The following is a 25,854-nucleotide window of genomic DNA, read 5'->3' on the forward strand; positions in this document are numbered from 1 at the left end:
TGTATAAAAAAATTATATGAAAGACTCTTTATAATGAAATACAATACAACTAATTGTAAGCAAATAAACTTTCGTTGTGGGGAGTATCCAGAAATAAATTTTTTAGAGTATGTAAATGGGTTTTATGATTTGTAAGTCCCTTTTAATACAAAGGATTTTCTTAGTTACCCAGATTTAAAAAAGAAAAAGGAAGCACTTGAAATACTTAAATTTAGTTTGGACTTTGTGATGGAGGAAAAAATTGGAATTACCCCCTTTGATCATCCATGTGAAAAAGTAAAGGAATTAGAGTATAAAAATGAATTTTTTTTTATGGGGAGGGCCTAAAGCAAGCCCGAATAGAAAGTATGTAGTTGATTATTCAGGTAGAAATTTGCGAGTTCTTTTACGAAAACTTTAATTAAATGATAAGAGGGAATTACCGTTATCAAATTAATCCTACAAGGAGAAAAGTATGAAATATCCTAGAAGTGGGTTAAGGATTAGATGTGAAAAAGGAGTTCACCGTACGAACTGTGTGTTTGAATTTTGGGAGATGGCTTCGAAAAAACATGGATTTTCCAATTCGAGTTGTTGTATATCTGAAGAGTGATTATCAGATTAAAAATCGTACAACAAAAGAGTATGTAACAGCTACCTTTTTTGCACCCTATGATAAAGATGTAGAACCTTATATACGTATTGCAACTGGAGATTATGATGAACTTATTCAAAATCGAGGAAAAGTCGATGCTCTTTATGATAAGTTAGATAGTATTGCGCATGAACTTATCCATTATCAGCAATGGATAAAAGATGAAAAAATGGATGAAAATGAGGCAGAAGAAAAAGGCATTAAGCTTGTGGATAGGTATTCTGAAAGTATAGAAACCATACTTGATTTTTAAATTATTAGAGGAGAATCGTTATGCTGATTGCATTTAGTATTTTTATTTATCTTTCGATTGCCTAGATTGTCTTGGCAAGCTACCTTAATTTATTGTTCGATCTTAAGAAGAACAAAAATAAATAGGTGATTTAATGTCTAGTATAGTGATTAGTACAGTGTTGGCGGTAATACTGATGATTCAAGTGATTAGGGATAAAGATTATATATGGTTGCTGTGTTTAGTACCTTTTGCGTGTTTAATAGTCCTCTCCCTAACAGATTTTTTAGATTTCATCCCCAGTTGGGCTGTAAGTCTTTCTTTTTATATAATTGGTATCCTGACGTTCTATTTATGTGCATATTATGGCTTAAAAAAACATAATAAAGAAAATGCGGACGATTCCTCTGATTGAAAGAGGAGAGGGGTACATGGACGTTCGTAAGAGCTCACTTTTGCGAACGTTTTTTCTACAATTGTTAATTTAGTAGCAACGTTGTGGCTTAAAGGGGAAATTACCCTGATCAAATTAATTCTAAAAGGAGAAAGTATGAAATATCCAAGAAGTGGGTTAAGGATTAGATGTGAAAAGGAGTTCACCCTGAGGTACGAACTGTGTGTTTGAATTTTGGGAGATGGCTTCGAAAAAACATGAATTTTCCAATTCGAGTTGTTGTATATTTAAAAAGTGATTATCAAATTAAAACTCGTAAAACAAAAGAGTATGTAACTGCTACCTTTTTTGCACCCTATGATAAAGATATAGAACCTTATATACGTATTGCAACTGGAGATTATGATGAACTTATTCAAAATCGAGGAAAAGTCGATGCTCTTTATGATAAGTTAGATAGTATTGCGCATGAACTTATCCATTATCAGCAATGGATAAAAGATGAAAAAATGGATGAAAATGAGGCTGAAGAAAAGGGCATTAAGCTTGTGGATAGGTATTATGAAAGTATAGAAACCATACTTGATTTTTAAATTATTAGAGGAGAATCGTTTAAAGAGTACTAGTTCCAGGTGGAACAATGGTTATTTTCTAGGATATTTTTAAAATAAGGGATATATTAATTGCAGAAAAGCTGAAGTTGAAACAACAACGAATCTGCTTGCCAATCATATAAACCAATAAGTGCCCCCGCACTATTTTAGTCGTCGTGATTTTTGCTAAGATAATCATAGGGGGGGGAATTATCTGACATGAATACTTCAGCTAAAAAATAAACATAATTAAAGAGTTACTACAATATCAGGCACGGGATTCAAGTTTGAAAATTTTGAAATATTTAGAAGATGATGATTTAGCCGTTAAATTAACGGCTATCGAAGCATTGGGGGAGCTCCCTAATAGCGACTGTATTAAGTCCATCTTGATTAAATTAACTGAAAATTCAGATGAATAAAATCGTTATTATGCTCTGGAATCACTTAATGGATATGAGGGAGAAGATGTTTTCGAAGCAATAGTGAGAAATTTAAAAGATAGTGATGAATTGGTCAGTGGTAGAAGCCATAGGTGATCTAAATGAAATAAAAGGACTAGAACATCTTTACGAAGCATTAACGGATAAAGAAGAAATTGTAAGGGGGTATGCGGCAGAAGGGATTGGTAAGATCGGAAAAGCTGCATCTATACCGATCTTAGAAAAATATCTTAAATATGAAACAAGCAGCTTGTCAAAACTAGGTTTTTTTGTAGGATTAGGTGAAAGAAAATATTTAAGATTAATGTTAGATTTACTTAAGGATCCCTCTTATAGAGTAAGATGCGCTGTTGCCAATAGCGTTGTGGACTTATTAAATCAAGAGAATGTATATCTAATCAAACAAAGCTTACTATTTGCTCTAAAGAACGAACAGACAGATGCAGCATGTTCTTCATTACAAGGAGCTCTTGAGGAAATAAACTCATAAATGAGCAGCGTTAGAAATTACCTGTCTAAACAATTTGACGAAGAAGAGGGACAGTAAATGTAACTCATTAGAAATGTAGTAACTTCTCTACCTAAATTAATTGTTATATCTTAAGAAGAGAAAAAAATGAATAGGTGATTCAATTGTTTTATATAATGTATGGTGCAGCATTTTTGGTCATAACTTCTATTTTTATTATTAGAAATAAAATGTATATATGGTTCATTACCTTTATACCAGGGGTGTTTTTAATAATTTTCTCCCTTACAGATATTCTAGAATTCATACCCAATTTGGCTGTAAGTATTTCTTTTTATATAATTTTTATCCTGACTATCAGTTTTTGTGGTTTTTATAGCGCAAAAAAAGATATTAAAGAAAATTCAGATAGTTCCTCTGATTAAATGAGGGTAGTTGTACATGGATGTTCGTAAGACCTCAATTTTACGAACATTTTTTCTTTTTGGTGATGCGAATATTGAATTTTCCCCGAAATTCCTGTCTTATTTAAAAGCAAAATCCCTGAAGCCTCTGGACAACTATTGAATTCTTATATATTTTTAGGGTTTCGCATATGCGGACAAAACCCTGTCAATCTTGTTGAACAGACGGAAATCTGAACTTTTGTCAGGAAAAGGGCGTGGCGCCGATGGCGTGTTCACCGCTTGCAGGAGGAAGCATCTTTGAGGAATCGAATGAAAAGGCTGCCCGCTTAAGAAAAACGTTAGAAATCGTAAAAGAAGAAATCGGGGCTAATGGAATAGATGAAGTGATGTATGCATGGCTGTTGAGACATCCTGCAAAAATCATGCCGATCGTTGGATCAGGTAAGAAAGAACGATTGGACAGCGCCATTGATTCACTAAACCTAAGCATGGAAAAAGAGCAATGGTTTAACATTTTAACCAGCTCGATGGGACATGATATTCCCTAATAAACAGACCTTTGAACAAGAGGAATGGGACTTCCAAAAAGGAGGGCCCATTCTTTTTCGCTTAAAAAATCATTGGGAATCAACTCAGTTGTAGACAGGGTATCGTGTAACCAAATCTCTCATGACATTTCTCCAAAACTTCCGCAAAGACCAACCTATCAAATCAAGTGAACGACTGGAACATCACTCTTTACCCCTTTTATAAATCTTCTCCTTACATCACTTTTCGGATTTGCCTTGTTCATTTCAATCAGTTTGGGCGGTGAGAATCAGTTTGAATCAGGCATGTCCGGTGAAAGAGCAGTGGGTACAGCGCAGGTGTCTTCTGAAGACAAGCGATACGAGCCGTTAATCCGGAAATATGCGGAACAAAATGGGGTTGGGGAATATGTCGGACTTATTCTGGCCATGATCCAACAGGAATGAGGTGGATGTGAATTGGATGTGATGCAATCTTCCGAATCAATCGGGCTCCCACCCGGTGCTATCAATGCCAATAGCAGTGGTGGTACTTCTTATTCGTCCGTTGAAGAATGGAAAAACTTATATCCCTTCCTAGGTTTTAAACGGATCTAGAAACGGAGGTGAAGGCATGGAGCCAACCCAAAAAAAAATTTCTTGTTTTTAATGATAGTATTCGTCTCGGCTTCTTTGGTCATCATGTATATTTTCTCTCTGCGGTCACAGCTGAATGAAGTCAGGACCAACCAAGGCAACTATGAAGAGCAGATTCAATCCCTATCATCCATCCAAAACACGGATGCTTTAAAGGTGAATCACAAGTTTCTTGAAAGTTTTTTCACCTATCAAACCACTGCCGAACGATATAAAAAGTTTGAACCATTCATGACCGATCAAGGATTCAAAGCGACCCATCCTTCCGGGATGGAACTTCCGAATTCGAAAGAGTCCGTCCAATTATCCATGATAGGGCTAAGTCGCCAGTACATCGGTTATGCAACTATGTAGTCGGTTAGAGGCTTCGACTGGCGTACTCATGAGCCAAGAGGGACTCAAACAACGCTTTAATCCAGCAGCTGTCGCATTTTTTCGAGAATTATTTACATCCCTTCTTACACAAAAGCTTTCCGCACACATGACGTCTACTTTCAATCCTAGCCTCACTACATAGATATCTTAAACTCTTTTATTTTTCTATATAATGTGCTGCGTGCAATTCCAAGTACAATTGATGCTTCGGAGACTGTTTTGGTTTCTCGTAAAGCTTGTTCAATCAGCTTTTTTTCATAGTTTTTCATTGTTTTAGCCTGATGATCTTTTCGTTGATAGTAGCCCATTAAAGATTGTGGCAAGTGTATTTTTTCTATTGTAGAATATTTTCCTTTAGCAAGTAAAAAGGCCCGTTCCAAAACATTTTTTAATTCTCGGATATTGCCTGGCCAATGATATTGGATAAAAACTTGGAGTACTTCTTCACTGACATGAATAGGTCCTTCTCCATAGGAAGATACGAACTCTTGTAATAGTTCCTGACAAAGGTGTTCCATATCTTCTGACCGCTCTCTTAATGGTAGGAGTGTAATCGATAATACATTTAATCGATAAAATAAATCAGAGCGAAATGAACCGCTATAAGCAATTTCCTCCGAAAGGTTACGGTGAGTCGCCGCGATTATCCGGACATTTACCGCTCGCTCCCCCGTTTCCCCAAGCCGGACTATTTTTTTCGTTTCAAGTGCTCTTAATAGGACAACTTGCAGCTCGAGCGGCATATCACCAATTTCGTCTAAAAATAGGGTACCGTTATTAGCTGCTTCAAACTTACCAATCGCTCCCCCTTTTTTCGCACCTGTAAAAGCCCCGTCTGTAAAACCAAACAACTCACTAGCGATTAAGTCCTTCGGCAACAAACCCGCGTTTACAGGAATAAAAGGTCCATTTCTTCGGTCACTTTGTTCATGAATCGTCTGGGCAATCACATCTTTTCCCGTTCCTGTTTCTCCAAGAATAAGGACATTAGCAGATGATTGGGCAGCTATTCTCGCTACCTCCAGCTCTGTTTGGAAACCTTGACTTAATGTTTGAATACGACCGAATGAAAGAAATGGTTTCACATACCGAACATTCATTTTCTGTTTAAGCATATACAAATGTTGATGATTTGCTTCGTAATGATTGACGTTAAAAGAAAGGTACATAGATTGAAGCAGTTGTTTCGTAAGGGTTTGTCCTTGATAGAAACGAGTCATATCCGCTGCTTTTTTGCTCATATACAAAACAACATTCTCCTTAGATAACACTAAGATTGCTTCTTCACTGATTTGTCCCCAAGATTTTAGTACAACTTCACTCAAATCATCCGACTGACTATGCTTCACTTTAAATGGTCGCGGGGAAATATTCCGTTCTGAATCCCAGACAATCTCAAATTGCCCATCAGGCATACCTTTGCCAATTTTCACTTGGCGTGCCAGATGGCGATGATCTGTATCAACAACAATTTTCCCGCAGGCTGTGTCGAGTTCTTTTCCACTTAAATGATGAAAAATATCCCGGTGGTCTTCGCTCTTCATTTCGATAATACTTTCAATAATCATTTTTGTGCCTTGATAAGTGTTAAACATCACCGAGGAGATAGCTCCTTTTTCCCCGGTGAAATGATGAAATTTGCTTATAAAGTCCATATTCAATTGATTAGAAATAGATTGAAAATAGCTAGCAGAACTATAGTGCCCTATGCCAAATTCGCTTCCCATTGCCGCGACTTCCGTTTCTTTTGTAATCGGGCTGAAAATAGGAATTTTCTTATGATTTAGTCCCATCCGCTCATAATCACGATAAAAAGGAATGATACTTTTCCCAACAAGTGTAGAAAAAATAGCATCTGGTTTTTTAAAAATAATATCTTCTAAAATATCATAAAATTTCTGTTGGCCGAAAGGTACATACCGCTCTCCAATAACTGCCCCATCCAATTCTTTTAAATACGTTTGAACTTGTTTATTTGTTTCCCGAGGATAGATATAGTCTGTACCTATGCAATAAACTCGCTTACCATAATGACTTGTTAAATAATCTAAAAGAGTATGAACTTGTTGATTCGGTACTTCTCCCGTATAAAAGACGTTTGGGTGACACTCTCTCCCTTCATATAAAGTTGGATAAACAAGCAGACAATCATATTTTTCAAGCACTGGCAAAACAGCTTTTCGACACGCAGATGTATAGCAACCGATAAAAATTTTCACTCCATCTTTAGCAAGAGCTTCTGCTTCCTGTGCGCTTTTGATTGGATCTGAACAAATATCACGTACGATTGCTTCAACTTCACATACACGGCTATCGCATTCATCAATCGCAAATTTTGCCGCTTCATACTGCCCCTTCTCTGTAATAGAAGTTGTTCCTGTTAAGGAAAATAACAATCCAACTTTAATCAACATATCTGCCCCATCCCCTTGTTTCATTTTGAGAAAGGCGTCTCAAAATCGGACAAGCCTTCTTTATATCCATAATATAACAAATTTTACAATGTACCCAAATTACTTGTCCTATTTTAAAACAATCTTAAAAATTGAAAATCTTGTCCTTTCAAGGTTTCGGTATTGGCACACAAATTGCATTTAAAAAGTATGAAAAGAAAGGGGGTTTCAATTGATAGGTCGCAGTTTAGATGTAGGTGTTTCCCATACCTAAAGCTTCACTCATAACAATTTAGTATTTCTATACTTAAAGTAAAAGGAGAGGATTAACAATGAAACTATCAATACGTGATATCTTGGAAAGTAAAGGAATATCTGCTACGGAGAATCACCTTCCTATTCTAAAAACACGCTGGCAAGCTATCGAAAACATGAAAGCAGACTTAGACAACGCTGCATTAAACGATTATGATATTTCGCTTCGCAATATTCCTGGAGGTGATCACATTGAGTAAAGAACTTATTACTAAATCCGTTGAAGAGCTGGCCCCTTTAATTGCAAAAAGAGACGTATCTTCTCTCGAATTAACAAAAGCAGTATTAGATCATGCGGAATCTCTAAATGAAACAGTGAATGCATATATTAGCTTTACCCGTAAACAAGCTGAAGAAACGGCTCAGCAAGCTGATAACGAGATTGCATCAGGTAATTACCGCGGCATGTATCATGGCATTCCAATGGCCATTAAAGATAATCTATATTTTAAAAATGAAGTCACAACAATGGCTTCAAAAATTCATCAAGATTTCGTTCCAGATTTTGATGCCACAATTATTAGTAAGCTAAGAGAAGCCGGTGTTGTATTTACAGGAAAATTAAACATGCATGAATATGCCTGGGGAATTACGACAAATAACCCTTACTTTGGTGCTTGCCGTAACCCATGGGATCTAGAAAAAATCCCAGGAGGTTCAAGTGGTGGTTCGGGGGCTGCCATAGCGGCTGACATGTGTGTGGCAACACTCGGAACAGATACAGCAGGTTCAATCCGCATTCCTTCATCCGCGTGCGGGATTGTAGGGTTAAAACCAACCCACGGCAGAGTAAGTAAATATGGTTGCTTCCCACTCTCCTGGTCTCTTGACCATATCGGACCGATGACAAAAACGGTAAAAGATGCCGCCGGGCTACTTGAAATCATTGCAGGTTACGATAAAAACGATCCAACGTCTGTAAAAGCCCCGGTCGGTAATTATACAGAAAAATTAAATGGGGATGTGAAAAACCTTGTAATTGGCGTGAATGAAGAATATTTTTTCAAAAATGTGGACTATGAAGTAGAAAAACTAGTAAGAGCTGGTATTCAGTCTCTCGTCGATCAAGGAGCAAAAGTAGAAGAAGTGAGTATTCCTTCATTAAAATACGCGGAATATGCAGAAATGATTACGATTCTAACAGAAGCTGCGACGATTCATCATCCAAACCTTTTAAAACGTCCAGAAGACTTTGGAGCAGATATTCGTTTACTGTTTGAATTAGGGGAAATCCCTTCTGCGGTGGATTACCTTCAGGCCCAACAGTTAAGACGACAAATCAAGCTGGATTTTCAAAAAGCATTTGAAAAAGTAGATGTCTTAATAGCTCCAACACTGCCAATCATTGCACCAAATATCGGTGATGACTATGCCGACTTGAACGGGGCAAAGGTAGACCTAATTGATCATATCATCCGCTTTACTGGACCAGGGAACTTAACTGGCCTACCGGCACTTACTGTCCCATGTGGACTTAAAAATGGCATGCCTGTTGGATTACAAATCATGGGAGCGGCAATGAATGAAGAAACGGTGTTAAATGTCGGTTATGCCTTAGAAAAAACAAATCCTCTTCAAGGAAAAAAACCTGAATTAGTCAGCTCATTACAAAAATAATTCAAAGGGGCTTGCCCCAAAAAGTAAACAGATCCAGATTTACAGAAACCTTAATAAACGAACAAAAAGAAAAAGTGTGTTTTGCTCTTTTTTCAAAACACACTTTTAATATATTCCATTGAGTCATTAAGTCTCAAATGAGATGACAGGATTGACTAAATAATAGGGCACACCACGTTCAAAATCCACTTATTTTTATGCAATTTACAAGTTTTAGTAGCTAATAACGAATTACTTTCATTATTTTGTTAAACTTAAGATATTGAATTGGAGGTTAGAGGAAAATGAATGTAACTGAATTTCAACAATGAGTAAAGGATTATTATGAAAGTAAGGGCTGGTCTGAGTTAGACATTTTTATTCGTATTGGCTTTTTAGCAGAAGAAACGGGCGAAGTTGCACGAGCTATAAGAGCCCTTGAGATAGGTAGGAATAGGCCTGATGAAGTAAGAGGATCTTATGCGGAAAAAAACAGGAATTAACTGAAGAGTTAGGTGATGTATTAGGTAATTTAATTGTGATTGCAAACAAGTACAATATCCCTCTAGAAGAAGTGTTTCAGTCACATAAAAATAAACTGTCAGAACGTTATTATAATAATTAGATTATAGGCTTTTTTTAACAATAGGGCCAGATTGTTGAATAGGGAATTGGTATTTATAGAGGTTATTGTTGGCTTAATACCGAATTAAAAATAAAGGGAAGTATTTTTGATGGGAGTTAGTTTAATGAACATAAAAACAAAAAGGTTATTGATACGTGAATTTGAATTCAAGGATTGGAAAGCTGTATATGAGTATACATCAGATATTAATGTTATGAAGTATATACCAGAAGGGGTTTTTACTGAAGAAGATGCAAAAGAGTTTGTAAATAAAAACAAAGGTGATAAGGCTGAAAAATTTCCTGTAGTACTAATAGATAAAGATATTCTTATAGGGCACATTGTTTTTTATAAGTATTTTGGTAAGCATACTTATGAGATTGGATGGGTGTTTAATCCAAAATATCAAAATAGAGGGTATGCTTCTGAAGCAGCACAAGCTGTTTTGGAATATGGTTTTAAAGAAATGAACTTACATAGGATTATTGCTACGTGTCAACCTGAAAATATTCCATCATACCGAGTTATGGAAAAGATTGGAATGAGAAGAGAAGGCTTTTTCAAAAAATGTATTCCAAAAGGGAATGAATGGTGGGATGAATATTATTACGCTATTTTAGAGGAAGAGTGGAAATGAACTGTAAAGAATTCTTAAGTATTTACTCCTTCAACAAAAAGGCGCAAGAACAACGATATAGATGCAAAAAAAGTAGATAAAGAAATGAAGGAAACTGTTATATCCAACTCTACATTTCTTTTTGCTCTAATCAAAAATGTAGATTGGATTACATTCAAATTTCCAGACCGAGAATTCTCTGTAACAAAAGAGAAATTACAAGATTGGTACAACAATAAATTGGATGGGTTTGAAAATGAACAAGACTTAAAGAAACTGATACAGGAACACCTGAAGTCTGAGGACTCAGTTAACAGTTTTTTCACCAGTAAAAGCAAGAGTGCTCTGGATAAGAGCACTCTTATTTTTAGGGTATTATCAACAACTATCTTTAACAGAGCCTAGTCTTTAATAAATCAAAGGGCAGGTTTGTTTAACAACTAATTCATATCAAGCTGGATGTATTCTATTTGCTTTTTTAACGTGCCATTGTTGAAGTATTCTGGCTTAGGGTTATTGATATAAATGCGTGTATTCAGCTTCAACCGCGAGATATAGTAAGCCTTTTTATTATGAATGGCTTGTAAGTCTCCTAAATCGAAGTAACCAAGATCACGCAAACACAAATCGCCCACCTCAACGGTTTCAAGGCAGATGGTACCGTATGTTTTATCATTATTCTTACCTGGTCCAAGCTGCACGTTAAGAAATTGACCACTAAGTAAATCATATTCCAATTGGATTTTCACGCCTGCCGTATTACTACTCCTACCTGAACCTTGATAGTCAGTGGCGAAATGATAAGGCAGTGAAACACTGCCGCATCTAAAATACGGATACGATTGAAAGTAGAGATCATGTGTGCAGAAAGCGATTGATTTGAACAGAGTTTTTGTGTGAGAAGAGAAGTAAAGACTTCTCGAAGAAATGCGACAGCTGCTGAATTAAAGCGTTGATTCAGTCCTTCTGAGCTCATCAGTACCCCAGTGGAAGCTTCTAACTGACTGCACAATTGTGTATGATGTGCAAGCGATTGCTTGACTGAGCCATACGCAAAGGGCAATGGATACTTACTAGATCGCTGTACAAAGCCAACTTGTTTAGCGATGTCTTGTAGGACTACTGGAGATAAAAAGTATTGTAGCTCTTGTGCGAAAAGATTCAGTTCATTTAAAATGATAGGGGATTCATCAAAAACGCCATCCTTTCTCGTAAACTTCTTACGATAAGCATAGCGTTTTTTCATTTTGAGGGTATGATTTTTAACTTCGCTTGATGGGCATGGGGTACCGCCAGGGCTAGACCCCATTTTTAGTAGTAATAAATTATATCTATAAATTCAAGCACCGTATCCAGATGATTGATAAAGGTATGCGGAAGGGAGCAGTCAAAGTGGATAGAGTCACCTTCCCGAAGCACATATTCCCCTGTATTCAGCTGAATCGTCAATTCACCCCGAATCACAAAAATATATTCCTGAGTTTTAGGAGCGTGACCATCAGAGTTATGCTTACAATTAGGCTGTAACTCAACCTTAAATAATTCAAAACTACGGTTTGGATTGGTAGTGTAGTAACAGTAGGAGACAAAGGAATTCTTATTCTCGGACTGCTTCTTGCAGTCGCTCTTGCGGATGACAACGGCATCATCTATTGGAGAATCAATCAGCCGGGTATAAGGCACCTGCAGGCCGATGGCAATCTTCCAAATCGTGTTGATGGTTGGGTTAGATCCACCTTTCTCTATCTGAGAGAGCATTACCTTACTGATACCGGACAACTCTGATAACTGACCGAGACTAAGATTTCGCTCTGTTCTTAACCTCTTTAAATTTGCAGAAATTATATCATTTAAGTTCATAAAAATCCCCCTATTGAAAAATATAACGAACATTCGTATAATATAACTAACGTTAAATATAATAAACGATCGTAAAATATATTTTATAAGATTTCCGTTTGCTATAGCAAGTGAAAAGGCAGTTCGAAAGGAGAATCATTATAAATAAGGTAAGGATTCAATTTATTTTGTCAATGCTGATTCTAGGAAGCATTGGTTTGTTCGTTAGGAGCATTCCGTTCTCATCGTACCAGATTGCATTGGCAAGAGCTATATTGGGCTGTGAAGTCAACAGATCCTGCTCTCGTTCTTATTGGTACTGAATATATTAGGCACGACATTATGGTAGAAGAAATCAAAAATACATTCGGTCCTGAAAAGCTAGATGAGCTATGGAAAGCGCGAGAAGATTTAATTAATGTAATGACAGGAAAAAACAGCTTAGCATAAAGCTGTTTTTTTACCAATTTATAGTAGTTATAATAATAACGACTTAGGGAGAGATGTTAAATGTATGCCAAATTAAAGTTTGCCATCTCCATGGCCATATTCGGTTCAATCGGTCTATTTTCAGAAAAAACAGGTCTACACTCGATTGAACTAGTTTTTGTCCGTTGCCTCTGTGCAAGTATTCTTTTAGGAACAATTTTGGGGGGGAGTACATTAAAAACACAACAACCGAGGGAAATTCCTATTCCTCGTAGAGAGTATTTACTTGCCTTATTATGCGGTGTATTCCTTATCGTAAATTGGGTGTTTTTCTTCCGTTCATTAGAAGTAATGCCTATTACTGTGGCTGTATCCATTTATCATTTAGCACCCGTTATTGTACTTCTCTTAGGGTCTGTTATTTTTAAAGAAAAAATAACAAAAATGGGATTAGTCTTTTTCTTTGTTTGCTTTTTAGGGACATTGTTAGTTGGGGGTATTCATCAACATACAACTGTGGCTGGATTTTTATCCACCGGTGTTTTATGGGTGTTTGCAGCAGCATTCTTCTACGCTCTAACTTCTATTACTGGAAAGGGAATTCAAATGCTTAGTCCTTTGTTAACAACCGTTATTCAAACAAGTCTGGGTGTTTTATTATTGATGCCATTAGTGGATTGGTCAAACTTTATGCATCTTACCTTTGAAAACTGGTTCTATATCCTTGTTACAGGATTTATACACACAGGATTTGTGTTTTATTTATTTTTCAGTAGTTTACGTGAGTTAAAGGCACAAACAATTGCTATTTTAGTGTTTGTTGATCCGGTTATCGCGATTTTACTTGATGTGACTATTTTGCACTACCGACCTGATGTTTATCAGCTTCTCGGAATATTTCTAGTGTTTGTAGGGGTCAGTTATTCTCCCAAAAAAGAAAGAAGTTTAGAAAAGAGTATATCCATTCGCTCAAACTAATAGTGTAGTTTAAGATAGTAAATAATAATGATGAATCTTGAGGTGGTGAAATTCCTTGTGGTTGTAAGGGATTTCATTTTTTGTGTGTTCCAAGAATCGACATTATGTTAACTAAAAATAAATAGAGTATACATGAGATAAAATGAAAAATGATCTTAAAAAAGGGAATCAGTATCATGCCTATCAATCCAAGAAAAAAGGTCACCCCCAAAACGATAAAATGATCACCTTTGTTACAAGAAGGTCTAAAATTTCGTTTTGGGGGTGCTGCAAAATTTTAATTTGATGGCTATGGGGTAACGTCAATATTTCGGATATTTTGTACGCTAATCAAATTTTGACATAGATATAGCCAAATACCTGTAAGTTCTATGGTTTTATGTTTATTTAAGGGTCTTAGTGAGTTAATTGGTATTCTATTTGAATCAAATTTATATTCTCCAAGAAAATTAATATGTTCCTACCCTATTATAAGTCAGGGTTACAGTAAAAAGGAAAGGTGAAAGATTGTTAAATCCGTTCCACCTTACTGAATTTGAATGTTTTTTAATAATTTATATGCCAAAATAGCTAAGTATAACTTTATGCCATTATCATAATTGTTTAGGTCTAATCCAGTTTTTTTCTGTATCTGTTCCAACCTGTATTTCAGTGTATGGCGATGAATATATAGCTCGCTTGCTGTTTCTTTAATACTTTGATTGAAAAAAAGATAAGCTTCAAGTGTAGTAATGAGGTCTATACCTTTTGAATCAAATAGATTTCCAAGGTATTTTTGGTAAAATTCTTCTAAATCTACCCCTGATTCTTTCATTTCAATGAGTAATTGATATAAGCCAAAATCGTTATAATGGACTATGGATTTTGGTTTAAATAGAATTTGGGAAAATCGTGCTGCTTGCTCAGATTCAGCAGCACTTTTGTGTAATTGATAAATGTCGGCAGTTGTTTTACCAATACCTATAGCTATTTGTTCATTTGATAATGTCGAATTCCAACTATTTAAGAGGGTCTCAGCTACCTCTAAAATATTTAATCCAGGTTTTGCTTCCACCAAAATAATGACACTATCGGATTTTGTCCTCATGAGGTAGGGGATTTTTGACTTTCCCATGGTGTATTGAATAATTTCGGTTAACTCATTGTATTTTTCCTTGATTTCCTCCTCTTTCAATAATGGGAAATAAATGTATATGATACTTTGTGGATTTGAAAGGTCTACTCCTAGTTTACGTCCTCTCTCGATCATATCTTTATTATTTGGGATTATAGGATTTAATACTTCTTCTAGGAAGTCACTAGTGAGCCTCAATTGTGTCTCCTCTACTGCTTTCCTCCGCAAAAATTCAATCGCATATACAGTAGTGGCATGCTCAATTGCAATTGAATCCAATTCTTCCGATAACCTTTTTTCCTTTATAATGAGTAGACTTCCGTAGGTATTTTTATTAGCTATAATAGGTTGACTATTAATTTTGTAGTTATCCATTTGTTTTTCATATAGATTTTTTAAATTGTTAATATCAATAAAGTCATGTTTTATGTAGGAACTTATTATTTCATCTTTTGCTATAAGGATTACACTTGCATCAATTATTTCATGAAGGGTTTTTGTAATAGGATCAAATCCGTGTTGTTCTAATACAAGCCTTGTAAAATCCTGATGGATTCGTAGTGAATATTCAAATGTTTGGCTTTGTTTGTTAACAATTTGTACCAGTAGTTCTTTTGTAATCATAGAAAAATTTATGTTTGCAGGAATTTCAATTAAAGGTAAGGCAAATTCGTCTGCGATGGTAATAAATGATTTTGGAATTTCCTTTAAATAAAATCCTGTATATATAGCTATTCCAGATAGTTTTCCGATGGATAAAAGCTTTTCAAATTCCTTACGTTTCTTCGTATTTTCTCCTAATCCGAATCCTGTTGTGATCAAAAACTCTCCATCTTGTAAACGATGGATATCTTCAATTACCTCCACAATAGTTACCCATTTGATCCAATTTTGTAACCCCTTTTTTCCAGCCTTTAATTTTGTTTGTTTCATAATAGGTAGTTGCAAAGCTTCATAAATCCGAATAGCCATAGATAGCCCCCCTAGTGATTAAACTTAGTTATCCTATCATCCATTATACGCGGTGTATAATGGAACATCTATTTTTTCATACGTTTGTCAAATTGTTATTTGTCAGAAATTTTAATAAAGTTTTAATATACTCTTATAATTCCGAGGGAGATGTAATGGATGAAGAAACGAGATTATTTAATTAAACCGGTATTAGGACAGCAATATCCAATAGCTGCATCTGCAAAAGGCATATATATATATGATCAGGGTGGTAAGAAATATATTGATGGGTCGTCTGGAGCTGTAACGGTAAGTATTGGACACGGTGTACAGGAGGTTATTAAAGAAACCCTTGCACAGGCAGAAAAAATTTCATTTTCTTATAGATCACAATTTACGAATGAACCGGCTGAAAAACTAGCAGAAAAATTGAGTCAATTGGCTCCAGGAGATCTTAATTGGTCATTCTTTGTAAATAGTGGATCAGAAGCGACGGAGACAGCGATGAAGATTGCTATACAATATTGGCAAGAAAAAGGACAACCACAAAAAGATCGCATTATATCTAGGTGGACTAGTTATCATGGCATTACAATGGGAGCATTATCCATGTCAGGACATGTATTAAGAAGACAGAGGTTTGCAGCGATGTTAGCTGATTATCCTTCAGTGTCCGCCCCATACACTTATCGTCGACCTGATAATTTAACTGAAGAAGAATGGGGTCTTCTTTGTGCTCAAGAACTTGAAACGGAGATTAGGCGTATTGGGGAAGAACGTGTTGCTGCATTTATTGCCGAGCCAATTATAGGTGCTTCTGGGGGGGCTATCACTCCACCAGCTAATTACTATCAAAAAATCAAGGAGATCTGTGAGCGTTGTAACGTCCTATTTATTGCAGATGAAGTAATGACCGGAATTGGACGTACTGGGAAGATGTTTGCAATAGAACATTGGGATGTTACTCCGGACCTTATCACTCTAGGAAAAGGAATGAGTTCAGGGTATACCCCAATGGCAGCTACTCTAGTCAGTGATAAAGTTATGGAACCTATATTAAATGGATCTAAGTCTATTATAGGAGGCCATACTTATAGTGCTAATCCTCAATCTGCAGCAGTTGCACTAAAGGTTATTACATACGTTGAGAAACATCAATTGGTAGAAAAGGCAGAAGAACAAGGTATATATCTTATGAGTAAATTGAAAACGCTTTTAAATTCTTGCGAAATGATTGGGGACGTAAGAGGAAAGGGCCTTTTAATTGGAATGGAGTTTGTAGCCGACCGTGAAAAGAAAAACCCTTATCCACCTGAATTAAATGTAACAAATAGGGTAATTAAACAAGCCTTTGAAAAAGGGTTACTTGTTTACCCAGCGTCAGGAGCTATTAATGGAATGGGGGATGCTATTATCATTTCGCCACCTTTGGTTATTACAAAAGATGAAATTGATAGTTTAGTAAATATTTTAGAAGAAGCAATTTCTGAAGTGCAATGTGAACTTAACATGGAGGGCAAGATCAATGCTACTGTCCAAGTCTAAACAAGGAAAGGTAAGTACTTTAGAGGCTGCCCTTCAAAGAATTTCTGACGGATGTTCCTTAATGTACGGAGGATTTGGTGGCATTGGTACTCCCCCTACCATTATAGAAGGGATATTAAATAAAGGATGTAAACATTTAAGTTTAATAGGTAATGACGCAGGTTTCCCGGACGTTGGGGTTGGGAGATTGGTTAGTTCAGGAAGGGTGAAGAAACTAATTACTTCTCATATTGGCTCCAACCCAATAGCCGGTCAATTAATGAACAAGGGGGAAATGGAAGTAACATTTTCTCCACAAGGAACGTTGATTGAACGTATTCGAGCCGGTGGTATGGGATTAGGTGGTATTTTATCCGATGTGGGATTAGCCACGGTTGCAGAGGAAGGAAAGACACATATTACTGTAAATGGACAGGAATATTTGATTGAAACAGCATTAACTGCTGAAGTATCTATAATCCATGCTTCAAAGGCTGATTATCTTGGAAATCTCGTATTTGATAAAAGCGCACGTAATTTTAACCCTTTAGTTGCTATGGCGGGGGATTTTACGATAGTTGAAGCAGATGAGATTGTTCAAGTTGGTGAACTTGATCCAGAATCGATTATAACCCCTGGAATCTTTGTGGATATGGTAATTCCAAGTGAAGGAGTGAATTGGAAATGGGTTTGGGAGTAGAAGATCGCCATTGTATCGCTAAGCGCGCTGCCCAAGAAATAGAAAATGGAATGATTGTTAATCTAGGAATAGGCATTCCTACATTAATTGCTGATTATATCCCACCAGATATTTCTGTCCAATTCCATGCCGAAAATGGAGTGTTGGGCACTGGCCCGACACCCAAAAGGAGTGATATTAATCCTAATTTATGTAATGCCGGTGGTTATCCCTGTTCTGTGGTTCAAGGGGCTTCCTTTTTTGACAGTGCTACTGCATTTGGTATGATCCGGCGAGGCCGTTTAGATGTTACCATTTTAGGAGCCCTTGAAGTAAGCGAAGAAGGCGACCTGGCAAATTGGATTGTTCCTGGAAAACTTGTCCCTGGTATGGGTGGGGCCATGGAGTTGGCTCAAAAGTCTAAAAAGGTAATTGTACTGATGAACCATACAAATAAACAAGGTAAATCTAAAATACTGAAGGAATGTACACTACCACTTACCGCTAAAGGTTGTGTTAGTTTGATCATCACTGAAATGGCTGTCATCGAGGTAACGCCACAAGGATTAGAGTTAAAAGAAGTTATGGAACCTTACACAGTGGAAGATGTAATTAAACATACAGATGCACAATTGAAAGTACTTAAAATCACAGGAAAAGTTTAGGAGTGATTGAAATGGAAGATGCCGTAATCGTATCAGGAGTTCGTACTGGAGTGGGTGCATTTGGAAAGTCACTTAAAAGTGCTTCCGCCACTGAAATGGGAAGACAAATATTGGAGGGTTTAATGGGGAAGACCACTCTTACCAAAGCGGATGTAAATGAAGTAATATTTGGACATGGCTATGTACATGGGGGAGGATTGAATTCAGCTAGAATATCATCGCAATTAGCTGGATTCCCAACGAGTGTTCCAGGACATGTTGTAATCAAGGCATGTGGTTCAAGTTTAAAAGCAATTACTAACGCGGCCTTAACGATTAAGGCCGGTCAAGAAGAGGTGGTAATTGCAGGTGGGGTAGAGAATATGAGTCAGGTCCCATATTTAGTTAAAAATAGATGGGGAACAAAATTTGGGAACGTAGAAATGGAAGATGCCCTATTAACTGATGGTTTAATTTGCTCGTTGGAAAATGAACATATGGGAATGACGGCTGAACGCTTAACGCGAATTTACAGTATCTCCCGCGAGGAACAAGATAAATTTGCCTTTGATAGCCATAAAAAGGCAATTCAGGCTATTGAAAATCATTATTTTCAAGATGAAATTTTGCCTGTTCAGGTCCCCGGTACGAAAGAATCTTACCTTTTCAGGACAGATGAGTCTGTACGCTCGGATATTCTGCTAGATAAATTAAAAAATCTTCCACCTGTTTTTAATACAGATGGGTCAATCACTGCTGGGAATGCGTGCCCTATGAACGATGGTGCAGCAGCAGTATTAATGATGTCAAAAAAGAAAGCTATACAAAAAGGTATAAAACCTTTGCTAAAAGTGAGAGCGTTTTCTAGTGCTGGTGTAGAACCAGGTATTATGGGGATTGGACCTGTTCCTGCAACAAAAAAGGCACTAGAGTTAGCCGGATTAACTTTAGATGATATTGGTTTGATTGAGCTTAATGAAGCCTTTGCTGCACAGGCATTAGCTGTTATTAAAGAACTAGAGTTAGACTATTCAAAAGTAAATGTTAATGGTGGAGCTATTGCGTTGGGGCATCCAGTTGGAGCAACTGGTGCTAAACTAACTGTTAGTCTAATGAATGAAATGTTACGTACCAAAACAAAGTATGGAATGGTGACGCTATGTATGGCTGGAGGAATGGGGCTTACCGTCATATATGAAAACCTAACACTATAACCACATTAAAGCGAGGTGAACTGTATTGCAATTAATCAAAGCACAAATTCAAACATGGTTAAAAGAGCATTATGAAGAAGGTACAGAATTATTACAACGACTTGTACAATCTCCTAGTATTTCTAAAAATGAGGCAAAAGCGCAATCAATAATCACTGAAGTATTGTCGACTATGGGGTTAAAGGTGGATGCCTGGGAGCCATGTGGAAAAGAATTAACCGAAAGTCCCTACTTTTGTTCGTCAAGGGATGATTTTACAGGAAGTCCTAATGTTGTAGGTGTTCTACCTGGAACAGGTGGTGGCCGTTCCATAATCTTAAACGGACATATTGATGTTGTCCCTGAAGGTGATCATGAACAATGGACAGATGATCCCTATAGTGGAGCTATTAAGGAAGGAAAAATGTATGGTCGTGGTGTTACGGATATGAAAGGTGGGCTAGTTTCATTTCTTTTAGCCTTACAAGCTATTCTACAACTCGATATTAAGCTTAGAGGCGACGTTATTTTTCAGAGTGTTATAGAAGAAGAGAGTGGTGGAACAGGGACTTTATCTACTATTCTAAAAGGCTATAAAGCTGATGCTGCACTAATCACTGAACCTACTAATATGAGAGTTTTCCCTAAACAGCAAGGATCCATGTGGTTTAGGATCTTTGTCAAAGGACGATCAGCCCACGGGGGAACACGATATGAGGGAGTAAGCGCTATTGATAAAGCAATGATACTAGTGGAGCAAATCAGGGCTTTGGAGTTTAACCGGAATCAACGTATTAATGATCCTTTATACGAGCAGACCCCTATCCCTATTCCTATTAATATCGGAGTTATTTCAGGAGGAAACTGGCCATCTTCAGTACCTGATTTGCTAAAAATAGAGGGAAGAATGGGTATAGCACCTAACGAGAAGATAGAAGATGCACAACATGAAATGGAGGAATGTTTACAACAACTATCAGTCCTAGACCCATGGTTTAAAGAAAATCCACCTGTCTTAGAATGGTTTGGTGCTCGATGGCTACCAGGGGAAATCGATCTTGAACATGATTTGATGAATACGTTAGTTCATCAATATAGAGAAACTACTGGTGAAGAACCCGTGATAGAGGCTTCTCCTTGGGGAACTGACGGGGGATTACTTACAGAAGTAGGGGAAATTCCAACGGTAGTTTTTGGACCAGGAACAACGGAAATGGCACACTTCCCAGATGAGTATATTGAATTGGATAAAGTTTTTAAATCTGCAGAAATTATTGCATTAACTATAATTCAGTGGTGTAGTATCAAGAACAATATCTGAATTAAAGGAAATGCCATAATTAGTACATGCATAAAACGGCTGATTTAATTTAGGAGGGTATTATGGCTGAATTAGATAATGAACAAGGTCTCAAAAGGGTAATGAAAAGTCGCCATTTATTTATGATTGCTTTAGGTGGTGTAATCGGTGCAGGGTTTTTCAACGCTTCAGGTTTTACGATTAGTCAGGCAGGCCCTATAGGCGCAGTTTTAGCCTATATGATGGGCGGACTTATTATGTATTTAGTTATGCTATGCTTAGGGGAATTGACAGTGGAAATGCCAGTATCTGGATCTTTCCAAGCTTATGCGACTAAATACATTCATCCATCGACAGGTTTTACAGTTGGGTGGATTTATTGGATTGGGTGGTCTTCTACCGTAGCCTATGAAATTATCATTATAGGTTCACTGATGCAAAGATGGTTCCCTGATATTTCTCCATGGATCTGGTCGTTAATTGCAGGAATTGTACTATTTTCTGTTAATGCCCTTTCTGCACGCAGCTTTGCAGAAACAGAATTCTGGTTTGCGAGTATCAAGGTAATCGCTATAATCTCTTTTATCTTTATTGGGTTAGCCGTTATTTTTGGTATTGTACCAATTGAAGGTGAACCAGCAGCTCCTTATTTTACTCACTTAACAGAATTTGGCTTCTTTCCTAATGGAATATTTGCAGTAGTTATTGCTATGATGGCTGTTAATTATTCGTTAGGTGGTACGGAACTTATAGGAATTGCTTCTGGTGAAAGTGAAAATCCTGAGAAGACGATCCCTAAGGCTATAAACCAAACTGCTTACCGAATAATATTATTCTTTGTTTTGTCAATAATTATCGTTGTTTCTATAGTTCCTTGGCAACAAATCCAACCAGCTGCTAGCCCGTTTGTTACTGCACTAGATAACATCGGTATACCATATGCAGCCGATATTATGAATTTTGTAATTATTACCTCATTACTATCTGTTGCTAACTCTGGTCTTTATACTACAACTAGGATGTTATACTCTCTTTCTAGTTCTAAGATGGCACCAAGATCCTTTCAAAAGTTAACCCAAAAAGGTGTGCCTTTACTTGCTTTAACGGCTAGTATGGGAATCTCCTGTGTGTCCATTCTTGTTTCAAAAGTAGCGGCTGAAACTATTTATACCTGGATTCTTTCTGTAGCAGGAATGGCATCCATGTTGGCTTGGATGAGTATTGCGGCATCTCAGTATTTTTTCCGCAGACGATATGTAGCTGAAGGAGGAAAAGTTAGTGATCTAAAATTTCGGACCCCACTTTACCCTTTAGTTCCTATCTTGGCATTTGTCTTTAATCTAGTTGTATTAATAAGTTTAGTATTTGACGAAGGAACTAAATTGACTATTTATATTGGTGTTCCAGTAGCCATTGCTTTTCATTTGATATATATTTTATTTTTGCAAAAACGCGGAAAGAAAGATGTTGGGTCATCGGTTCAAGAGGATTATGAAAAGGTGCGCTTAATTAATAAAAGTTAAACATAAAAAGTGGTTCTGGTGCAAAAACTTCAAAACAATTACAAACAATCTCTAAATCTTGGACATACTGTTAAGTGGAAGCACTATCAGCCGGAAATGATTATGTTAACGGTGAGATGGTACCTGCGGTACAGTTTGAGTTTTCGTGATTTGGTAGAAATGATGGATGAACGAGGTTTATCTATCGCTCACACAACCATTATGCGTAGGGTTCATCAATATGGACCTGAATTAAATGAAAGAGTACGGCGTCACCTCAAGCCAACAAATGACTCTTGGAGAGTCGATGAAACGTATGTGAAAGTAAAAGGTCAATGGATGTAGTTGTATCGTGCAGTCGATTCAGAAGGGAATACGATTGACTTTTATCTAAGTGAATCAAGAGATAAACAAGCAGCCAAGCGCTTTTTCAAGAAAGCCTTGGCTGCTTCTCATGTTTGTAAACCTCGTGTCATAACAGTGGACAAAAACCCAGCCTATCCCGTAGCGATTCAAGAGTTAAAAGAAGAGAAACGTTTGCATGAAGGCATACAAATAAGGCAAGTTAAATATCTCAATAATATGGAGGAACAGGATCATCGTTTTATAAAGAAGCGAGTTCGTTCGATGTTAGGATTGAAATCATTTCGTACAGCTACTTACATACTGAGTGGCATAGAAGCGATGCATATGATTAAAAAGAAGCAGGTTTACCAAGGGGGGAAGTCTGCCCAAAACCAAAAAGAATTCATCCATAAACTGCTTGGGTTAGCTTCATAAATTAGCAATTTAAAGGAAACGGACATTCTATGTTTCTAGCGAGTAATTTTTGCACCAGAACCAAAGAAAGTAATTAGGTGATTTAATGTTTATTATAGTGATTAGTACAGTGTTGGCGGTAATACTGATGATTCAAGCGATTAGGGTAAAAGATTATATATGGTTGTGTGTTTCATACCTATTGCGTGTTTAATAGTCCTCTCCCTTACAGATATTTTAGATTTATCCTCAGTAGGGCTGTAAGTCTTTCTTTTTATATAATTTTTATCCTGACCATCTTTTTATGTGGTTATTATAGCGCAAAAAAAGATATTAAAGAAAATTCGGATGGTTCCTCTGATTAAATGAGGGTAGGTTTACATTGGATTTTTCATTTTGACGTTTGTGAAAGGTCACTTTTACGAACTTTTTTTCTTTTTACTAGTTGATTTTGCTGATTCCTTTTAATTAGTTCATTATCTACTGACCTAATATGGATCTCACGGTTGTGTGTAGGGTAATTGCGTTATCTCCTTGTTATATGATAGGGGAAAATGCTATGGTTGAGTTACATTTGCAAGTCCAATATATAGAAAAGAAGTGAATTAAATGGCCGAGCCTTTAAAGGATTTATATAATGAAACGTTCATTCGTGAATTCGGTGATAAAGTAAAGGGTGTCCATCCGTCCTTCTCAACTGAATCGTTTATAGGGGAAGTAATTGATGAGCATTGGGACGAGAGGAAGTTAAAAGAACGAATAAGGCACATTTCCATTACTCTTGGAAAGCATCTTCCAAGTGATTATCAAGAGGCTTTGGATATTTTGTATCGGCTTGATAAGGATTGTGAAGGGTTTAGATATTTATTTTTCCCGGATTTTGTAGAGGTACATGGATTGAATAAGAAAGATTGGCCGTTATCGCTAGATGCGTTGGAGCGTTTTACAGCAAGGTCATCCTCAGAGTTTGCCATCCGTGCTTTTATTTTGCTTGATCCCGTTTTAATGATCGAGAAGATGAAGGAATGGACCAAGCATGAAGATGAACATTTCCGCAGGCTGGCAAGTGAGGGATGCAGGCCCAGGTTACCTTGGGGACAAGCTTTACCGATGTTCAAATCCGATCCGGCACCCGTCCTGGAATTACTTGAGAACCTGAAAAACGATCCGTCCCTATATGTTCGCAAAAGTGTGGCCAATAACTTGAATGATATTGCCAAGGATCACCCGAAAACCGTAATAGAAACAGCCAAGCGCTGGCATGAAAGCGGAGAACCTAACACCATATGGATTGTCCGACGGGGATGCAGGACCTTAGTTCGTCAAGCAGATCCAGAAGTCCTTTCATTATTTGGATACACGGATATATTGAATAATCCGAATATCATTACAAACGCATTTATTAGAAATGAACCAGACTCGATTTTTATTGGGGAAACGAGTGAACTTCATTTCGGCTTTCAAGTTCAAGAAAAGAACTCTGAAAAACTTCGCATCGAGTATGCCATCGATTTTGTAAAAGCAAATCAGAAAACTTCCCGTAAAATTTTCCTTTTGGCAGATAGGGATTTCACCGATGGAGAACAAGTCGAGAGAGTGAGAATCCACAATTGGAAGGACCTGACCACACGTCGTCATTACACGGGAATCCATCGAATCTCCCTTCTCATAAACGGAGTGGAAGTTGCCGAAACGGATGTAAAACTAAATGATGGAAGATAAAGGTTAATGAAAAGTGTGGGAAATCATAATTTGCAGGATTTTCCACTGGGAAAATGAGGAACCTGAGAGTTCCTCGATTTTAATTATTTCCTGATAGTGAAACGTAGTTACTTTTCATTCTTTCTCTCATAACACATTAAAAAGCAATCAAATCCAAAAAGTTGGATAGCTCCGATTGCTGCGCAAATTATTAATTAACAACGCCAGTAAAACGATTATCACAGCACCAGTTAAAACAGGCGTAAATAAATAACTCCAGCTATACTGGCCAAGCATGACTACAAGTGGGTCTGCCCCAGCAGGCGGGTGCGTCGTTTTTGTCAGCATCATCACCGCAATTGCTAATCCGACTGCCAAGCCGATGGCCCAAGGCTCATCGCCAAAAAAATGATAGGTAGCTAAACCTACGAATGTTGAAACGAAATGGCCGCCAATAATATTCCGTGGCTGTGATAATGGCGCGTTCCACAGACCGAACGCCAGGACACAGCTGGCACCAAAAGGAGCCATTAACCACAGTGCTGATGTTATTTTTGTTAAAAGAATTAAAGCGAATATTGTTAAAAATCCCCCAATCAGTCCCGTTATTGCGTCCTTTACATTTATCTGTAAAGGGCTTCTTCCTTTTCCCTTCATCTTGGATAAATAACGAATATGAAAAAAGCGTTTTTCTTTAAGCCTGGCTACTGATATACGATCCAATATTACCCCTCCTTTTTTATATAATTAGACTTTACATGAAATAAACTAACCTGTCAAAACCATTTTTGATGGTTAGTTAAAAATCTATAAAAAAACCAACTTATATAATAAGTTGGAAAGACTGTAGCCAAAAGGGGTTTATCTATAAGTAAAAACAAAGCTGATTGGAGCGGGTGTTCGAGAAAAGCTCGTCCAGGGGAGGCACCAAAGGCGCCGAGGGCGGTCCGCCCGCGGAAAGCGAGTCCCTGGAGGCAACGTTT

The 25,854-nt window shown here is 37.1% G+C and carries 23 protein-coding genes and 5 pseudogenes; 23 read left to right on the top strand and 5 right to left on the bottom strand.

Annotated elements, in window-relative coordinates; translation table 11 throughout:
• The first annotated feature begins 551 nt into the window (after positions 1-551).
• From ABC374_RS07915 to ABC374_RS07950, 8 genes and pseudogenes are all read left to right on the top strand, one after another.
• Entirely contained in the window at positions 552-887 is a 336-nt protein-coding gene (locus ABC374_RS07915; RefSeq protein WP_413016869.1) for a hypothetical protein, read from the top strand.
• Positions 888-1,517: 630 nt separating this feature from the next.
• Positions 1,518-1,853 (top strand): hypothetical protein, encoded by a 336-nt coding sequence (locus ABC374_RS07920; RefSeq protein WP_413016871.1) that lies wholly within the window; start codon positions 1,518-1,520, stop codon positions 1,851-1,853.
• Positions 1,854-2,372: 519 nt separating this feature from the next.
• Positions 2,373-2,786: a HEAT repeat domain-containing protein gene (locus ABC374_RS07925; RefSeq protein ID WP_413016873.1), complete on the top strand. Its 414-nt coding sequence runs from the start codon at positions 2,373-2,375 to the stop codon at positions 2,784-2,786.
• 616 nt (positions 2,787-3,402) lie between these two features.
• Positions 3,403-3,720, top strand: a complete 318-nt coding sequence (locus ABC374_RS07930) for an aldo/keto reductase (protein ID WP_413020295.1) — start codon at positions 3,403-3,405, stop codon at positions 3,718-3,720.
• 237 nt (positions 3,721-3,957) lie between these two features.
• Positions 3,958-4,146, top strand: a complete 189-nt coding sequence (locus ABC374_RS07935; RefSeq protein ID WP_413016875.1) for a lysozyme family protein — start codon at positions 3,958-3,960, stop codon at positions 4,144-4,146.
• Between the two features lie 12 nt (positions 4,147-4,158).
• Positions 4,159-4,296, top strand: a complete 138-nt coding sequence (locus ABC374_RS07940) for a hypothetical protein (protein WP_413016877.1) — start codon at positions 4,159-4,161, stop codon at positions 4,294-4,296.
• An 84-nt stretch (positions 4,297-4,380) separates the two neighbouring features.
• Complete coding sequence (locus ABC374_RS07945; RefSeq protein ID WP_488199293.1) at positions 4,381-4,689, top strand: hypothetical protein; 309 nt, start codon at positions 4,381-4,383, stop codon at positions 4,687-4,689.
• Positions 4,658-4,834: pseudogene (locus tag ABC374_RS07950) on the top strand (IS4 family transposase); the annotation flags it as partial. The gene ABC374_RS07945 and the pseudogene ABC374_RS07950, both read left to right, overlap by 32 nt.
• A 10-nt stretch (positions 4,835-4,844) precedes the next feature.
• Here the strand turns inward: ABC374_RS07950 and ABC374_RS07955 are convergent.
• Positions 4,845-7,124 carry a transporter substrate-binding protein gene (locus ABC374_RS07955; RefSeq protein WP_413016881.1) on the bottom strand — a complete coding sequence of 760 codons (2,280 nt, stop codon included), beginning with the start codon at positions 7,122-7,124 and terminating at the stop codon, positions 4,845-4,847.
• A 311-nt stretch (positions 7,125-7,435) separates the two neighbouring features.
• On the opposite strand from ABC374_RS07955, the gene ABC374_RS07960 reads away from it, so the two are divergent.
• The 5 genes and pseudogenes from ABC374_RS07960 (at position 7,436) to ABC374_RS07980 (ending at position 10,660) form a co-directional block, all read left to right on the top strand.
• Positions 7,436-7,618 (top strand): hypothetical protein, encoded by a 183-nt coding sequence (locus tag ABC374_RS07960; RefSeq protein WP_413016883.1) that lies wholly within the window; start codon positions 7,436-7,438, stop codon positions 7,616-7,618.
• Positions 7,611-9,035 carry an amidase gene (locus ABC374_RS07965; RefSeq protein ID WP_413016885.1) on the top strand — a complete coding sequence of 475 codons (1,425 nt, stop codon included), beginning with the start codon at positions 7,611-7,613 and terminating at the stop codon, positions 9,033-9,035. The genes ABC374_RS07960 and ABC374_RS07965 overlap by 8 nt, the downstream gene beginning before the upstream one ends.
• A gap of 284 nt (positions 9,036-9,319) precedes the next feature.
• Positions 9,320-9,639: pseudogene (locus ABC374_RS07970) on the top strand (MazG nucleotide pyrophosphohydrolase domain-containing protein).
• Between the two features lie 124 nt (positions 9,640-9,763).
• The gene (locus ABC374_RS07975) at positions 9,764-10,276 is read left to right on the top strand and encodes a GNAT family N-acetyltransferase (protein WP_413016887.1); all 513 of its coding nucleotides are present in this window, start codon (positions 9,764-9,766) and stop codon (positions 10,274-10,276) included.
• Between the two features lie 57 nt (positions 10,277-10,333).
• Complete coding sequence (locus ABC374_RS07980) at positions 10,334-10,660, top strand: DUF4825 domain-containing protein (RefSeq protein WP_413020296.1); 327 nt, start codon at positions 10,334-10,336, stop codon at positions 10,658-10,660.
• A 41-nt stretch (positions 10,661-10,701) separates the two neighbouring features.
• Here the strand turns inward: ABC374_RS07980 and ABC374_RS07985 are convergent.
• A pseudogene (locus ABC374_RS07985) lies at positions 10,702-11,501 on the bottom strand (IS4 family transposase); the annotation flags it as partial.
• 65 nt (positions 11,502-11,566) lie between these two features.
• Positions 11,567-12,115 carry a helix-turn-helix domain-containing protein gene (locus tag ABC374_RS07990; RefSeq protein WP_413016889.1) on the bottom strand — a complete coding sequence of 183 codons (549 nt, stop codon included), beginning with the start codon at positions 12,113-12,115 and terminating at the stop codon, positions 11,567-11,569.
• 255 nt (positions 12,116-12,370) lie between these two features.
• On the opposite strand from ABC374_RS07990, the pseudogene ABC374_RS07995 reads away from it, so the two are divergent.
• Together ABC374_RS07995 and ABC374_RS08000 are read left to right on the top strand one after the other, a co-directional pair.
• Positions 12,371-12,544, top strand: a pseudogene (locus ABC374_RS07995) (TrmB family transcriptional regulator); the annotation flags it as partial.
• 60 nt (positions 12,545-12,604) lie between these two features.
• Positions 12,605-13,501, top strand: a complete 897-nt coding sequence (locus ABC374_RS08000) for a DMT family transporter (protein ID WP_413016891.1) — start codon at positions 12,605-12,607, stop codon at positions 13,499-13,501.
• Between the two features lie 526 nt (positions 13,502-14,027).
• On the opposite strand, the gene ABC374_RS08005 is transcribed toward ABC374_RS08000, so the two are convergent.
• Positions 14,028-15,587 carry a PucR family transcriptional regulator gene (locus ABC374_RS08005; protein ID WP_413016893.1) on the bottom strand — a complete coding sequence of 520 codons (1,560 nt, stop codon included), beginning with the start codon at positions 15,585-15,587 and terminating at the stop codon, positions 14,028-14,030.
• 159 nt (positions 15,588-15,746) lie between these two features.
• On the opposite strand from ABC374_RS08005, the gene ABC374_RS08010 reads away from it, so the two are divergent.
• The 8 genes and pseudogenes from ABC374_RS08010 (at position 15,747) to ABC374_RS08045 (ending at position 24,892) form a co-directional block, all read left to right on the top strand.
• Positions 15,747-17,114, top strand: coding sequence for an aspartate aminotransferase family protein (locus ABC374_RS08010; RefSeq protein WP_350302170.1), 1,368 nt, complete (start codon positions 15,747-15,749; stop codon positions 17,112-17,114).
• Positions 17,095-17,793 (top strand): CoA transferase subunit A, encoded by a 699-nt coding sequence (locus ABC374_RS08015; RefSeq protein WP_413016895.1) that lies wholly within the window; start codon positions 17,095-17,097, stop codon positions 17,791-17,793. The genes ABC374_RS08010 and ABC374_RS08015 overlap by 20 nt, the downstream gene beginning before the upstream one ends.
• Entirely contained in the window at positions 17,778-18,437 is a 660-nt protein-coding gene (locus ABC374_RS08020; protein ID WP_350302172.1) for a 3-oxoacid CoA-transferase subunit B, read from the top strand. The genes ABC374_RS08015 and ABC374_RS08020 overlap by 16 nt, the downstream gene beginning before the upstream one ends.
• A gap of 11 nt (positions 18,438-18,448) precedes the next feature.
• Positions 18,449-19,630, top strand: a complete 1,182-nt coding sequence (locus tag ABC374_RS08025) for a thiolase family protein (RefSeq protein WP_413016897.1) — start codon at positions 18,449-18,451, stop codon at positions 19,628-19,630.
• 25 nt (positions 19,631-19,655) lie between these two features.
• On the top strand, positions 19,656-20,930 hold the full coding sequence (locus ABC374_RS08030; RefSeq protein WP_350302174.1) for a peptidase: 1,275 nt from the start codon (positions 19,656-19,658) through the stop codon (positions 20,928-20,930).
• 62 nt (positions 20,931-20,992) lie between these two features.
• Complete coding sequence (locus ABC374_RS08035) at positions 20,993-22,432, top strand: amino acid permease (protein WP_350302175.1); 1,440 nt, start codon at positions 20,993-20,995, stop codon at positions 22,430-22,432.
• Positions 22,433-22,528: 96 nt separating this feature from the next.
• Positions 22,529-23,191: pseudogene (locus tag ABC374_RS08040) on the top strand (IS6 family transposase).
• A gap of 588 nt (positions 23,192-23,779) precedes the next feature.
• Positions 23,780-24,892 carry a DNA alkylation repair protein gene (locus ABC374_RS08045; protein WP_413016900.1) on the top strand — a complete coding sequence of 371 codons (1,113 nt, stop codon included), beginning with the start codon at positions 23,780-23,782 and terminating at the stop codon, positions 24,890-24,892.
• 147 nt (positions 24,893-25,039) lie between these two features.
• Here ABC374_RS08045 and ABC374_RS08050 read toward each other — a convergent pair whose 3' ends face one another.
• On the bottom strand, positions 25,040-25,594 hold the full coding sequence (locus tag ABC374_RS08050; protein ID WP_413016902.1) for an HPP family protein: 555 nt from the start codon (positions 25,592-25,594) through the stop codon (positions 25,040-25,042).
• Between the last annotated feature and the right edge of the window lie 260 nt (positions 25,595-25,854).

It is taken from the genome of Peribacillus phoenicis (assembly GCF_047238085.1).
Lineage (GTDB): Bacteria > Bacillota > Bacilli > Bacillales > DSM-1321 > Peribacillus.